The sequence below is a fragment of the Adlercreutzia muris genome (genome assembly GCF_008831045.1).
Lineage (GTDB): Bacteria > Actinomycetota > Coriobacteriia > Coriobacteriales > Eggerthellaceae > Adlercreutzia > Adlercreutzia muris.
In genome coordinates, this window is sequence record NZ_WAJS01000002.1 from 82,276 (window position 1) to 96,319 (window position 14,044).

General features: G+C 66.1%; 11 protein-coding genes and 1 pseudogene. 1 reads left to right on the top strand and 11 read right to left on the bottom strand.

The window, feature by feature from the left end; all coding sequences use genetic code 11:
- Positions 1–649 precede the first annotated feature (649 nt).
- The 7 genes and pseudogenes from ppk1 to F8D48_RS01215 form a co-directional block, all read right to left on the bottom strand.
- A pseudogene (ppk1, locus tag F8D48_RS01185) lies at positions 650–2,894 on the bottom strand (polyphosphate kinase 1); the annotation flags it as partial.
- 155 nt (positions 2,895–3,049) lie between these two features.
- The gene (locus F8D48_RS01190; RefSeq protein ID WP_151429622.1) at positions 3,050–3,862 is read right to left on the bottom strand and encodes an Rpn family recombination-promoting nuclease/putative transposase; all 813 of its coding nucleotides are present in this window, start codon (positions 3,860–3,862) and stop codon (positions 3,050–3,052) included.
- Positions 3,863–4,296: 434 nt separating this feature from the next.
- Positions 4,297–5,700, bottom strand: a complete 1,404-nt coding sequence (locus F8D48_RS01195; protein WP_240806164.1) for a sodium-dependent transporter — start codon at positions 5,698–5,700, stop codon at positions 4,297–4,299.
- A gap of 81 nt (positions 5,701–5,781) precedes the next feature.
- Positions 5,782–6,555, bottom strand: a complete 774-nt coding sequence (locus F8D48_RS01200; RefSeq protein ID WP_151429623.1) for an ABC transporter permease — start codon at positions 6,553–6,555, stop codon at positions 5,782–5,784.
- The gene (locus tag F8D48_RS01205; RefSeq protein ID WP_016310379.1) at positions 6,555–7,400 is read right to left on the bottom strand and encodes an ABC transporter ATP-binding protein; all 846 of its coding nucleotides are present in this window, start codon (positions 7,398–7,400) and stop codon (positions 6,555–6,557) included. Before F8D48_RS01205 ends, F8D48_RS01200 begins: the two co-directional genes overlap by 1 nt.
- Entirely contained in the window at positions 7,397–7,609 is a 213-nt protein-coding gene (locus F8D48_RS01210) for a hypothetical protein (RefSeq protein WP_135970374.1), read from the bottom strand. The genes F8D48_RS01205 and F8D48_RS01210 overlap by 4 nt, the downstream gene beginning before the upstream one ends.
- Positions 7,610–7,934: 325 nt before the next feature.
- Positions 7,935–8,882: a LytTR family transcriptional regulator DNA-binding domain-containing protein gene (locus F8D48_RS01215; RefSeq protein WP_151429624.1), complete on the bottom strand. Its 948-nt coding sequence runs from the start codon at positions 8,880–8,882 to the stop codon at positions 7,935–7,937.
- A 72-nt stretch (positions 8,883–8,954) separates the two neighbouring features.
- Between F8D48_RS01215 and F8D48_RS01220 the strand changes: the two genes are divergently transcribed.
- Complete coding sequence (locus tag F8D48_RS01220) at positions 8,955–9,710, top strand: hypothetical protein (RefSeq protein ID WP_151429625.1); 756 nt, start codon at positions 8,955–8,957, stop codon at positions 9,708–9,710.
- On the opposite strand, the gene F8D48_RS01225 is transcribed toward F8D48_RS01220, so the two are convergent.
- The 4 genes from F8D48_RS01225 to F8D48_RS01235 form a co-directional block, all read right to left on the bottom strand.
- Positions 9,707–11,134 (bottom strand): phosphoglucosamine mutase, encoded by a 1,428-nt coding sequence (locus F8D48_RS01225; protein WP_135970377.1) that lies wholly within the window; start codon positions 11,132–11,134, stop codon positions 9,707–9,709. The two genes, F8D48_RS01220 and F8D48_RS01225, sit on opposite strands and share 4 nt — an antisense overlap.
- Position 11,135: 1 nt before the next feature.
- On the bottom strand, positions 11,136–11,678 hold the full coding sequence (locus F8D48_RS01230; protein WP_135970378.1) for a phosphoribosyl-ATP pyrophosphatase: 543 nt from the start codon (positions 11,676–11,678) through the stop codon (positions 11,136–11,138).
- 126 nt (positions 11,679–11,804) lie between these two features.
- Positions 11,805–11,930 carry a hypothetical protein gene (locus F8D48_RS12060; protein ID WP_257475581.1) on the bottom strand — a complete coding sequence of 42 codons (126 nt, stop codon included), beginning with the start codon at positions 11,928–11,930 and terminating at the stop codon, positions 11,805–11,807.
- Between the two features lie 260 nt (positions 11,931–12,190).
- Complete coding sequence (locus tag F8D48_RS01235; protein WP_240806165.1) at positions 12,191–13,957, bottom strand: FAD-dependent oxidoreductase; 1,767 nt, start codon at positions 13,955–13,957, stop codon at positions 12,191–12,193.
- Positions 13,958–14,044 lie beyond the last annotated feature (87 nt).

Consider the following 14,044-nt stretch of genomic DNA (forward strand, 5'->3'; position numbering starts at 1 on the left):
GGCTCGGAAGCCTCGGAAGTGGGGGCAGGATCGGCCGCCGGGGGCTCGGCCGAGGTCTCAGCAACAGTCGGAAGCCCGGAGGCAGATGCGGATTCGGCAGCGGACACGGGCTCGAAAGCGGTCTCCACCTGCGGCTCGGGCTCTAGCTCGGGTTCTAGCTGCGGGACGACCTGCTCCACCCGCGGCGGCGCGGCGTGCTTGCCCACCTTCTCGCCGGGTGCGGCCGCTCGAACGTCCGCGGGCACCGGCGCCTCCCCCGCTACCGACGCGACCGGCGCGACCGGCGCGACCGGCGCAGGGTGCAGCGCTGCAAGCACCGAGGCCGCCGAGGCCCCGGCCGCCACGGCCAAGGTCTCGGCAGCCGAGACGCCGGCAGCGGCAACGGACGCCTCTTCTGCGATCGGCTCCGCGACTTCACCCGCCTCCGTCGTCGAGGCCTTCCCGACAGCGGCCGCTGCCCCAGCCCCGACGGCCGCGTCGGGCGCCTCTTCCCCAATCGGCGCAGCCACGGGCGCCTCCAGGGCCGCGCTCTCGCGGGCCACGAACTCGGCCTCCTCCTCGGTGACGACAGGCGCACTCGGGGCCGAGGCCGTCACAGGGCCGAGAGGGAATACCACACGGTGCTCCTCGCCCTCGTCGGCCTCGTGTCGGGCAGCCAGTTCGGCGGCGGCCAGGCGCATGCGCTGGGCCTCGGCGATGAGGTACTTCTGGGAATCGAACAGCTCCACGTTCCCCTCGCGGTCGCGCTCGGCGAAGAAGCCGAGGGGCGTGTAGGAGCCGTCGGGCAGAAGCTCGCGCAGCTTCGCCGTGTCCGACCAGCTGATATCCAGGTAGCCGAGCACCTGTTCGCGCAGAGTATCGTTCAGCACGGGCCAGGCGATCTCGATGCGCTTGTCCATGTTGCGGGTCATGAGGTCGGCGCTCGACAGGTAGATGGCGCAGCTCTCCCGCGGGCCGAAGCCGTAAATGCGGCTGTGCTCAAGAAGCTGTCCCACGATGGACACCTCGCGCACGTGATCGGTGTAGCCGGGCACGCCGGGCAGGATGCAGGAGATGCCGCGCACGAACAGGTGCGTCTCCACCCCAGCCTGGGAGGCTTCCACCAGCTTGTCGATGACCTCCTTATCGGTGATGGAATTCGTCTTGAAGAACAGCCCCGAGGGCTTCCCGGCCTTCGCGAGGGCGATCTGCTCGTCGATGCCGCGCAGGATGTTCTGCTTGATCATGAGCGGTGCCACCCAGAGAATGTCGTAGTTGTCCGACGTGTTCTCCAGGGCCATATTGCGGAAGAAGTCGGCCGCGTCGGCACCGATGCGGGCATCGGTGGTGATGAAGGAGAAGTCGGTGTAGAGCTTCGCCGTCTTCTCGTTGTAGTTGCCGGTGCCCAGCTGGGTGATGTGCTGGAGCCCGTCTTCGGTCTGGCGCGTGATGGTGCAGATCTTGGAATGCACCTTGAAGTTGCGGAACCCGTAGATGACGTGGCAGCCGGCCGCCTCGAAGCGCTGAGACCACTCGATGTTGTTCGACTCGTCGAAGCGGGCCCGCAGCTCAAAGAGAGCCGTGACCTCCTTGCCGTTCTCGGCCGCCGCGATGAGGGCCTCGGCCAAATGCGACTGGCTGGCCAGGCGGTACAGGGTGATTTTGATGGAGATGACCGCTGGGTCATTGGCCGCCTCGTGGAGCAGGCGCACGAAGGCATCCATGGACTGGTAGGGGTAGGACAGCAGCACCTCCCGCTCGCTCACCTGCTCGATGATGGAGCGATTGCGGTCCAGGCATGCCGGCCACTGGGGAGCGAAGGGCTTCTGGGTGAGCTCCGCGCGGCGCTCGGGCGCCAGGCGAGAGCCGAGACCCCAGGTGTAGCCCATGTTCAGGGGCACGCTCGTCACGAACAGCTGGTGCTCGGACAGGCCCAGCTTGTCCAGCAGCAGCTGCTTCACCGTGCGCGAGAGGGGCCGCTCGCTTTCCAGGCGCACAGGGGCCAGGCGGCTGCGCTTCTTGAGAATGCGCTTCATGTGCTCGCGATAGTCCTCGCCCTGCTCCTCGGCGCCCTCGGTGGCGTCCAGATCGGCGTTGCGCGTGACGCAGACGATGTTGGTGTGCTTCACCGTGTACATGGAGAAGATCTCGGGCACCCACATCTCGATGGCGTGCTCCACGAGCATGAAGGAGAGCCCCTCGCCGGGCAGGGCGATGACGCGGTCGGTTTGGCGCGGCAGCGGGATGATGCCGAGCGTCACGCCCTCGGCACCCAGGTTCTTCGACTGCTTGCGCTCCCCCTTCTCAGCACGCTCGGCCTTCTCGGCCTTGGCCCGGGCCTTCTCCTCCTTGGTCTTCTTCACCTTCGGAGGTGCCTGCTCGTCCAGGCGCACGATGATGTAGAGGCCGCCGTTCTCCAGATGGGGGAAGGGGTGGCGCGCGTTCACGATCTGCGGCGAGAGGAAGGGCAGCACGTTGTCGGCCATGTAGTCGTCGAGGAAGACGAGCTGCTCATCGGTGAGCCGGTCCTTGCGCACCTGGCGGATGCCCTCGCGGGCCAGCAGGCCGTTGAGATGCTGGTAGGTTTCCTCGTAGTAGGGGTACAGCTCATGGCACCGCTCGTAGATGGCGTCGAGCTGCTCGGCGGGGGTCATGCCGGACTTCGGGTCGATGATGGACTTCTTCAGCAGCGCCAAGTCGCCCAGGGAGCCCACGCGCACCATGAAGAACTCCTGGAGGTTGCTCCAGAAGATGGAGATGAAGTTCAGACGCTCCAGCAGGGGCACCGTGGGGTCGGCCCCCTGATCAAGGACGCGCTTGTTGAAATCGAGCCAGGACAGCTCGCGGTTCTGCATATAGGGGGGCTTCGCCACGGCGGTGGCAGTTGTTGCGTCCTTCGATGCCTGCTGGGTCATGAGTCTGCGCCTCCCCTGTCTTTAACCGAAAAATCATGCCGCACGCCAAAAACGTGTGACTTTTATATTTTACCACTGGATAGCTCTCAGGCAGCAAATGAGCAGGGAAATAGCGAAGGTTGGGGAATTCGGCAGGAAGTCCGGCTATCGAAGGACTATAGCCCGAACTCTCTCATCAGCCCATCCCGGTAGGCAGCATCCTTCGATGCTCGACGCGCGTCATCGATGCGCCCCGCGTCGAGCAGGGCTGCCATGAGCGCGCCGAGCTCGTCCCTGCCCTCTTCGCGGCCCTCCCTGAGGCCCTCCTCGCGCCCTTCTTCCTTTGCCCTGCGGCAGCGAATCTTGGTATCCTGCTCATAGGTAAGCACGCGCGTCACCCACTCCCGATCCCGGTTGTACTCCTCGACGAAGGAGTCGATTTGACGGGACAGCGATCCTTCCGCGCGCCCCGTGCGCACATAGTGTAGCAAATCGCGGAGGTCGGGGCTCGCCGCGCCCTCGGAGGCCGAGGCGTTCAGCACGATCCAGTGGGAATCGTCCCCCATGGACAGGTCAGGCGTCTCCAGGCAGACGCGCTCGATGGTGTAGACCGGCACGCCCGCCCCAAACGCATCAGCCGCACAAATAAAAATGACGAAACTCTCCGGAAGCAACTCGTAGTCCTCTCCCTCCCCCAGCTCCGTCACATCGATGGCAGCTTGGTAATAACGCATTCGACGGCCAATGCGCGTCTCGCGGGCCAGCTGCATCTCAACATCATACACACGGCCGTCGTCCTTGGCGAACACATCCATGCGTACCCCTCGACTGGCAGCGGTAGGCTCTTTAGCTTGCTCGGCGTTCAGATAGCGAATTTCCCCCACCTGTATGCCGAGAGCAGCGTGAAGCACCCGGGCGCATACTTCCTTCCGGCACATGACACGATTGAACATCCAGCGGTTCGAGAACTTCAAACTTCTCTGGGACATGGCGGCTCCTTCGGCAACGACAGCGGAATACCCCTAGCCTACGCTCCCAGAACCGCACTTATGTCGCGGGAAAACCGTGCCTCGCTCCCGCCGCGAACCGCCTCCGCGTCACCGTGCACCGTCCGCACTTCGCGACTACGTCCCACAGGATTCGCGACAGCGAGCCCCCACAGTGGACGATAGCGCCGCCACCGCTCCTCCCCCTATTCACCTCTCCCCCCCACGAGGCCGGCCGCCGCAAACCGTACCGACGCCCCGCTCCATCTATCGCCCCGCGCTCCTGACATGACCCCAGTCCACGAAAAAGCGCCCCGCCGCGCGAACTTGAACTGCGGCAGAGCGCTCCAACGACAAGGCCAGAATATCTCCCACGCGACCCGAGCTAACGGGAGCTGCGAAAGCCCAAGCTCGACCCGGGCCAGACCCGCATCCTCCTACCCGATACCGCCGTAGAAGATGCCGAGCACGATGACCACGGCGGTGATGCCCACGAACACGTAACGGGTCATGAAGTTGAACCACTTCCCCAAGGGCTTCGCGCGCCCGAGCTCCGCCTGCTTCTTCGCAAAGCCCGCCGGGCACACCCAGAAGAACATGACAGCCGCCAGGAACGCTCCCACGGGAATGACGTAGATGGAGATGACGTCCATCCAGTCGCTCACGGCGCTGCCGCCCTCGATGAACAAGCCCACGGCCACAGCAGCCACGGCAACGATGCCCACCGATACCACTCGCGACAATCCCAGCTGCCCCTGGAGCGCCTCCACGGGCGCCTCGAACAGGTTCATGAGGCTCGTAATGGCAGCAAACACCACGGCCACGAACAGGATGATGGCGAAGACGCCGCCAAAGGGCATCTCCTGGAACACCTGGGCCAGGGTGATAAACAAAAGCGGCGGCCCGGAGGATACATCGAGCCCAAAGGCGAACACCGCCGGCACCACCACGCAGGCGGCCACCAGACCGGCAATGGTATCGAAGATGGCGACGTTCTTCGCCGCATCCACCACATCCACGTCCTTCTTGAGGTAGCTGCCGTACACGAGTGTGCCGCAGCCGGCCAGCGACAGGCTGAAGAAGGCCTGGCCCAGGGCATATACCCAGGTAGTGGGGTTCAACAGCGCCTCCCAGCGAGGCACGAGCAGATACATATAGCCCGCTTCCGCCCCCGGCAGCGTGGCCACGCGAATGGCAATGATGACGAACAGCACGAAGAAGGTGGGCATGAGCACCTTGTTCGCCTTCTCGATGCCGCGGGACACGCCGAGGATCATGATGCCGAAGGTGACGGCCAGGCCCAGCAGGTGAAAAGTCACGTTGCCGAAGTCCGACGCCATGGCCCCGAAGAAGGCACCCGTATCGGTTTGGGCCATGAGCTCGCCGGTCAGGGCCGAGAACAGGTAATGGCACGCCCAGCCGAGCACCACCGCATATCCGATGGCCAGGGCCAGCGACCCCAGCGTGGGAACGAGGCCGATGATCTTGCCGATGCGGTCGCCGTTCCTCACGCCGCGCATCTCCATCGCCTTGCCGAAAGCGCCCATGGGGCCCGTGCCCATGGCGCGACCGAAGGACATTTCCCCGATCACACCCGTGAAACCGAGCAGCGCCACGAAAATGAGGTACGGGATGAGAAAGGCCGCGCCGCCCAGCTGGGCCACGCGGTACGGGAACAGCCAGATATTGGCCATGCCCACCGCACTGCCCACGCAGGCCAAGATGAAGCCCGTGTGCGTCGCCCACGTGTCACGCCGCCGTCCGCCCGTCGCGCCCGTCTCCTCGCCGACCTCGATGGCCCGCGCCTCTTCCGCCACGATGTTGTCGCTTCTGTTCGCCACAGCGTCCTCCTTGAAAATTCCGTGCCCACCACTATAGCGAATGACGGGACGTCTGGGCGCGGCTTTTCGTCGGCAGGAGCGCTAGTTGTCGCGGAGGAGGCGTCGGTAGAGCAGCTTGAAGACCACTACGGCCGCCACCATCCACACGGCCGTCACCGTGAGGGGCGCCACCGCAGCCGCCGGCGTCAGGCTTCCGCTGACGATAAGGCGCAGCAGCTCGTCCGCGCCTCCCGTGGGTGCGAAGCGCACGACCGCGCGGATACCCTCGGAAAAACTGCCGAAGATGGGCGCCATGGTCAGCAGGAGCACCGGCACGCTGTACAGGCCCGCGGTCATCTGGTCGCGCGAGGCGAGCCCCACTACGAGCGACACCAGGATGACGGGCACCGCCCCCACGCTACCGAGGAGCAGATACCACCCTGCCAGGCTCCACGGAGCCCCCGACACGGCGAAGCACACCAACTCGGTCGCTATGGTCAGGACGAAGGCCACGAACCCCTTGGCCAGCATGAGCTGCTCGGCGCTCACGTTCGCCAGCATGAGCGTGCGCAGGGTGTGCTTCTCCTTCTCCTCGGCCAGCCCGTAGATGAGCGACACAGAGGCGCCCATACCGATGGACAGGCACAGCGACATCGACAGCACGATGTATTGGACGACCGACGTCACCTGGGGGCTCGCGCCCAGGCCTCCGTCGCCGCGCAGCGAACCGGCCAGGCCCATATCCCCGATGAAGAACCGATAGAACACGGCGAACCCCACCGGCATCAGCACGCACAGGATCATGGTCGGGTTCTTGGCGAGATCGGCGGCGTCCTTGGCGATAAGGGCGCCCAACTTGCGCAGATTCGCTTGCATCAGAACTCCCTTCCCGTCAACTCCAGAAACACTTCCTCCAGGTTCGGCTCGTCGGAATGCACCGCGAGCAGCTCGCCGGCACAGGCCAGCTCGGGCAGCTTTGCGACATCGGCGGGGTCTTTGGAGAGCTCCAGCGTGCCGCGCGTGCGGGTGCGCACCGCGATGCGGTTGCGAGCATAGCGCAACTTCAGCTCGTCGGGGTCGTCGCAGGCGGCAATGGCACCGTCGGCCAAGATGGCCACGCGGTCGCATACCGTCTCCGCCTCGGCCATGTCGTGGGTGGTGAGGAACACCGTCGCGCCCCGGGCGCGCAGGTCGGCGAGCAGCTTGTGAACCTCGGCACGGGCCGCAGGGTCGAGCCCGCTTGTCGGCTCATCTAAGAACAGCAGCTCCGGCTCGTGCACGAGGGCCGCCGCAAGGGCCGCGCGCTGACGCATGCCCTTCGAGCAGTGCTTGACGAGCGTCTTGGCATCCTCGGCCAGGCCGAGCCGCTGAAGCAGCATGGGCACCCGACGTCGCCCTACCCCGCGCAGCCGCGCATAGAGCTCCACGTTGTCGGCGATAGACATGCGGTCGTACAGAGCGCTCGTGTCCGACAGGATGCCCACCCGCTCATAGTCGGCCTCTGTCGCGCGCTCGAGGGGGCGCCCCAGCAGGCTGATACGACCCCCGTCGCGAGAGAGCTGGCGCGTAAGCAGCTTGATGGTGGAGGTCTTGCCGGCGCCCGACGGACCCAGGAAGCCGAATACCTCGCCGCGACGCACCGAGAAGGTGAGGTTGTCGAGCACGCGCTTGTCGCCGAAGCTCAGACCCACCGCCTCCATGGAGAGAATGGCCGCGCTCATCGAGCGGCTTTCAAGGTGCCGACGGCCACGGCGGCGTCGCCGGTCTCGGCCGAGGCGGAGTGGCCGGGCTCTAGGGCGTCCAAGCGCTCGTTCACCCGGGCGAGGCCTTCGTCGATATGGCGCTGCAGGTACACCACCCCCGCGCCGATAAGCACGAAGGCGAAGGCGAGGGCACCAACCAGAATGGTGAGGGCGTGGGTCGTGATCATGGGAAATCCTCTCTTTCAGGGCGCCGCGAGAGCGCCGGTGAACTGACGGGGCCCATGATCGGAAAAGCGACCGCTGCCTGCAATATCTTCTGCACGACGCGCGCATCGGCTGCCCGAGAGGAGCCCACGGGCGCACGAGAGGAGCAGGGCAAGGCCGGCGGGAGGGCCCCGCGCGCAGATTCCGCAGCCTCGCGAAAAGGGGTGTACCATCCCCACACCGCTTTTCGCGAAGGCGAGGACCTGCTTGAGCACGGGGACCTCCCGCCGGCCTTGCCCGGACACCCCTTCTCCCCGCCGGCCCCGCGCGCAGATTCCGCAGCGGCTTCTACTTCCAGCCGTAACGGTCGCGCATGGCCTCGGCTCGGCCCTTCGACAGCGGCAGCGAGGTATGCGCCGCATCGGACAGCACGAGGTTGAAGGTGTTGCGGGTGTAGCGCTCCACGCGAGCCACCTTCTGCACGTTCACGATATAGGAGCGGTGGCAGCGGAAGAACCCGAAGCGGCCGAGCTCGGCCTCCAGCTCGTCCATGGTGAGGCTCGTGGGGTACAGCTCGCCGCGCACGCTCGCGTAGTTCACCCGGTTGGCACTCTCGATGAAGTCGATGTCGCGAGGGTCGAGCAGCAATGTGGCGTCGCCGGCCTTCGCGGCGATCTTGCACACGCGCACCTCGTCGGAAAAGCCATCGTCCTCCTCGACGTCCGCCTCCTCCACATCGGCCGCGAACAGGCGCCCCTCTTCTTCCCAAAACGCCCGCCCCGGCAAAAGAAGCGCCTCGCGCAGGGGCTGGCCCACGGTGACGAACACGGTGCCGGCCTCATGGCGCTCGGCGATCCACGCCAGCACGAGGGCACGGGAGGAAGCGCTTAAATCCAGCAGGGGCCGTTCGCAAAAGCACAGCTCCGGCTCGAAGAGGCTCATGCGGGCGAAGGCGAGCAGGGCACGCTGCTCGGGCGCGAGCTTCGCCACCAGAGAGCGGGCGCACCCCTCCAGGCCGAAATGGGCCAGGGCGTCCCCAACCGCCGTGCCGTCCCGTCCGGCGAGCCGGGCGAAGAAGCGCAGGTAGGACCGCGTCGTATCGCGGTCGAAGCCACCGTCGTCTTCCAGAAAGTAGGCACCGCGGCGCGCACCCTGGATCTCGGCGACGGCCTGGCGGGCGCGCAGGCTCGTCTCGCGGGCGCATTCCACGTGCACGCTGCGGCACGCCTGCCCCGCCTCCGCGCGGATGAGCGCTTCGATGGAGAGGTATTCGGTGGCGAAGGTCTCTGAGGCCATGGCTTCTCTTCCCAGTCGGTTGCGCCGTTTATTATAATGGCGAGCGGAAAGATAAGGGAAGGAAAGACGGTCATGGAGCAACAGGAGCACGCGACGCCGCGCATCATCGGCGCACTTGTCGCGCGCGATGCGGGCTGCGCCCTGCGCAATCCCACGGTGCTTCTGTGCGCGGCGGTGGCCGCGGCCTTCTCATGGCTCTTCGGCGCAACGCTGGCCGACGAGCTGACCGCAACGCCCGGCTTCGCCGTTTTCCTCATGGCCTTCGCGACGATCCTGCCCACCCTGGAGGCGGGCGGAGTCGTCACCCTGTTCGCCATGAGCGAGGAGGACGCCCACGGCACCTACGACGTCATGGTGCGGGAAGGCGCGAGCCTGGAGGCTATCGTAGCAGCGAAAGTGATCGTCGGCGCCGTGGGATGCACGGTACTCGTCCCCGTGTGCCTGGCGCTCGCGGGCGCACCTCGGGGCTGTCTTGGGCCGGCCGCGCTGCTGACGGCCGTGGGCAGTCTGCCCGTTCTCGTGCTCTTCTGCGGATGCGGCCTGCGCGCCGCCGACCAGATGCGCACGAACGGATGGGCCTGCCCCCTCGTCGTTGCCGGCATGCTGCCGCTGCTCGGCGCGCTCGGGCCGCAGTGGGCACCGCTCGTCGCGGCAAGCCCTGTGGGGTTTCTCGCCGGCAGCTGCGTCGCGGCGACCACGGGCACGCCTGACGCCCTGGGCCTTCCCCTCCCCGCGCTCGCAGCCAACCTCGTTGCGTGGCTCATCCTCGCCCTGCTCTGGCTGCGCCGGTGCATGAAGGCGTGGCGCAGCGCCCGGGAGTCGCGCTAGACAGAGGCCTCCACCACGGCGGCGATGGCCTGGGCATGGCGCTCGGCCTCGGCGGGGTCGGCCGCCTCCACCATCACGCGCACCACCGGCTCGGTGCCGCTCGGACGCAGGAGCACGCGGCCGTCGCCGGCGAGCGCCTCCTCGGCGGCGGCCACGGCGGCGGCCACCTCGGCGTTGCCGTCCACAGCGTGCTTGTCGCGCACCCGCACGTTGATGAGGGTCTGGGGCATCTTCTCCATCACGCGCACGGCCTCGCCCACGGGCTTGCCGGAGCGGATGACCGCTGCCAGGAACTGGCAGGCCGTCATGAGGCCGTCGCCCGTGGAATTGTGGTCCAGCAGGATCATGTGGCCCGACTGCTCGCCACCGATGGCGTAGCCGCCCTCGCGCATGGCCTCCAGAACGTAGCGGTCGCCCACCTTCGTCTGCACCACTTCGATGCCCGCCTCGCGCATGGCGCGGACGAACCCGAAGTTCGCCATGACCGTGGACACGACCGTGTTGCCGGCCAGCACGCCGCGCTCGCGCATGTCCAGGGCGCACACGGCCTCCACCATGTCGCCGTCCACCACGGTGCCGTCGGGGCACATGATCATCACGCGGTCGGCATCGCCATCGTGGGCAATACCCACATCGGCCCCGCTCTCGGCCAAGAGCATGCGCAAGGGCTCCAGGTGGGTGGAGCCGCACTGCACGTTGATATCCATGCCGTTGAAGTCGTCGTTGATGACGATGACCTCGGCACCCAGGCGACGCAGGGCCTCCGGGCTCGTCAGAGCGGCGGCCCCATGACCCGTATCCAGGGCGATGCGCAGGCCGGAGAAATCAAGGCCCTGCTCGCCAATGGAGCGCACCACGTGATCGATGTAGATCTCGCGGGCCTGCTCCAAGGGCACGGTCACACCGAGCGAGCCGCCCGAGGGCATGGCGATCTCGGACGCGAGATAGCTCGTGGCATCGGCAGCGAGCAGGTCAGTCGCCTCTTGGGACGCCTCCCACGCCGCCTCCTCCATGCGGGCCACCTGGCCTTCCAGGCCACCGGTCGTGATAAATCGCTCGATCTCGTCCTCAACGGCATCGGGCAGCTTGAAGCCCGCCGAATCGAACAGCTTGATGCCGTTGTACTCCGGCGGATTGTGAGACGCGGAGATGACCGCGCCGCCGGCCGCCTTCATCTCGCGCACGAGCAGGGCCACGCCCGGCGTGGGAATGATGCCGGCCTCCAGCACGGTACCGCCCGCGCTCATGATGCCCGCGGAAAGCGCCGAACCCAGCATGTCGCCGGAACGCCGCGTATCGCGCCCCACCACGATGGTCTTGCCCAGGTACATGGCGGCAGCCTGGCCCAGACGGTAGGCCATCTCGCAGGTGAGCTCCACGTTGGCGATGCCGCGCACGCCGTCGGTTCCAAACAGTCGGGCCATGTCACTTTCCCCTTCTCACATATTCCCCGTGCAGGCGCACGGCGCCGGCCGGGCATTCCTCGTCGGTCATGCGCATGTTCAATTCGGCGGCGAACTCGTCAAGCGAGATGCCATAGCGCTCGAGCACTACCAGCAAATGATACACCACGTCGGCAGCCTCGTAGCGCAGATGGTCCACCGCCTCGCCGTACTCGGGTGGAAGCTGCACCGAAAGGGCCTCCGGCTCAGCCGCGGCGCCGCCCTGGTCCAATGCCTCGCTCTGGCCGTCAGCGGCGCCATCGCCAGCAGCCTGCAGAGCCACGGCCGCGGCGAGCGATGAGGTGGCCCAGCCCTCCACGTCCTTGGCGGCCAGGGCCACTTCCCCGGCCTCTTCCATGACCTTCTTCAGCACGCCATCTACGCTGCCGGTCAGAAGCCGATGGGTATAGCTCGCCTCGTCGGCCTCGCGCCGCGCGGCAATCGTGGCGCCAAGCGCTTCCAGCGTGGCGCCGATCTGCGAGGCCGGGGGCACCTCGCCTTCGGGGATGTACGTCTTATCAACCATTGAGTTCAGCGCTTTCTCTTCGCAGGCGAGCATGCTATACTGCAGATACCGGCAAAGCCCGAGTGACCTTACACTCTGGTCGGGCGGCGCAGGTTGTTTTGATTAGGGGTTAGTGGCAGCTAGCCCCTATTCTTTTCTTCCCACGACATCCTCGCGTTTATCCTCCCTCCATGTTTTCCATACCTCAAGCAGGAAAGCGGCGATGGTCGAAACCATCGCCAGCACGTTAAGAGCTTCCAGGATTATCTCCATAGGCAACACTCCTCTCGAAGCGCCGCCCACGTTCGGACTTTGCCAGCCTGTCTATGATACCCGTACAACAAGAAGAAGGTGACCCGCACGGGCCACCTTCTCCAAATCACTCAATGCGAATGCGCGCCGTCGGGCCGATCAGGCCTCCTCGGGCTCCAGGTCGTCCAGAGTCGGCGATGCCGAGCCCTCCTTTGGCGCGCCCTTGCCCCGCAACGAAAAGGAGGGACGATTTCTCGCCCCTCCTTCCAAATGGAATAACCTTATTCCGCGAGGATACCCCCTGCTGCCATGTAGCCGCCTACGAAGGCCAGGCCCAGATCGGCATACATGCCCGTCAGGGGCTTGCCGGCGGGATTGCCGTCCCCCGCCGAGCCGCCCGCCGTATGCCAACCGGCGTAGAGCCCGGGAATGACCGCGCCCTCGACGGACAGCACTTGCATGCGGGGATTGACGCGCAGGCCGCACTTCGATCCGAACACATGGCCACCCAAGGCGGCACCGTAATAGGGCGGCGTATCGAGGGGGATCATCCACTCGGGGAGGTAGGGGTAGGTGGCCAGGTAGTCCTCGCCCTCGGCGCAAGCCTCATTCCACTTCTGCACCTCCGCCGTGAGCACGCCCTCGCGCAGCCCCAGGGCACCCTCCAGTTCCTCGATGCTGTCGCACTTCTTGATAACGCCGGCCTCGACCATCATCTCGAAGCCCGTGTGCCAATCGCGCAGCCACTCGGGCACGCGGTCGATCAACGGGTCGTCGGCCGCAACGATCTTCGCCTTGCGGCAGATCACCTGGCCGAAGAAGTTTTCGGTCACAAGCTCGTCGAATTTCGCATCGAAGATGCAGTAGGTCTTGCCGCCCGGCTGGGACATCTCGATGGCGGCCGTCTCGCACAGGCCGTGAGAACCGGGCGCCGCATTGGGGTCGTAGGGATAGGTCGTTGCCGAAGTGGAAATGTAGGGAACCCGCCGCCCGTTGCGATTGATGCGCAGCCACGGCTGTCGCAGCGCCTGGTTGCCGTCCTTGTTGATATGGGCGTCCATCTCGATATCGTAGGGGTCGTAGTCGCGCCACCACACTCCGCCGTCGAACGCGCCCGTGGAATCGTAGCCCGCCAAATCGGCTCCGACGCCCTGACCCATGCGAATGCACTCGCCCGTGCCGTTGGGCGGCGTGGCAATATTGGCAATGCCCCGCAAGGCCGTCGGCGAGTACTGGGCCATCATGGCGCGATTGATCTCCATGCCGCCAGCGGTCAGAAGCACCGCTTTCTCGGCCTTGATGTACTTTTGCGCCTCCCCCTCGGTCACCATGACGCCGCACACGCGCTGCCCGTCGAAGACGAGGGCGTCCACCGAGCAGCCTGTGCGGAACTGGGCTCCGTCGGCCTGAGCCCGCTCGGTCAGCAACTGCATGGGGACGAGGTTCACGTTGATGCCGTTCGTGGGCGTCGACATGCCCTCCCACTCCAAAAGCCCCGCACCGGCCGGGGAGGGATTCATGGGAACCCACTTCGCCCCCGCCTTCTCGATCATCCAGTCGATGCACTGCGGACCCTCCTCGGCCATGGCACGCAGCAGCTCCGGATCACCCGTGTTCTGCTGGCAGTCGAGCATGAACTCGACGATCCCATCGACGTCATAGGGGTAGCTCGGGTAGGCCCATTGGTTCGCTTCGGCCTGGCGATGGCCGCCGAAGTTGGAGAACACCGAGGAGTGCTTGGAATTGCCGCCCAATTCGTCGAGACGCTCGAGCACCAAGGGACGGTAGCCCGCCTGGGCGAGGCGGATGGCGGCGTTCACACCGCCGGCACCCGACCCCACGATGACGACATCGGCCTCCTCATCCCACGCCTCGGGCACTTCCACCGGCTCGATGGGCGCCCGAGCCGCCTCGAAGGCGTCACGGTCGGCATTGCCCGACCCGGTATCAGAGAGCGGCTCCGATGCCGGCGCGCAACCGACCAGGCCGGCTATGGCAGCCGCGCCGCCCATGAGAGCGCCCCCCTTCAAAAAGTTCCTTCGATCCATGTTCATCGCATGTCCCCTTTCCCTTCGCTCCTGCGAGGCCAACGGCCTGGGCCTCGTCTGTCTCCACCATAAGGGACGAGACATCGA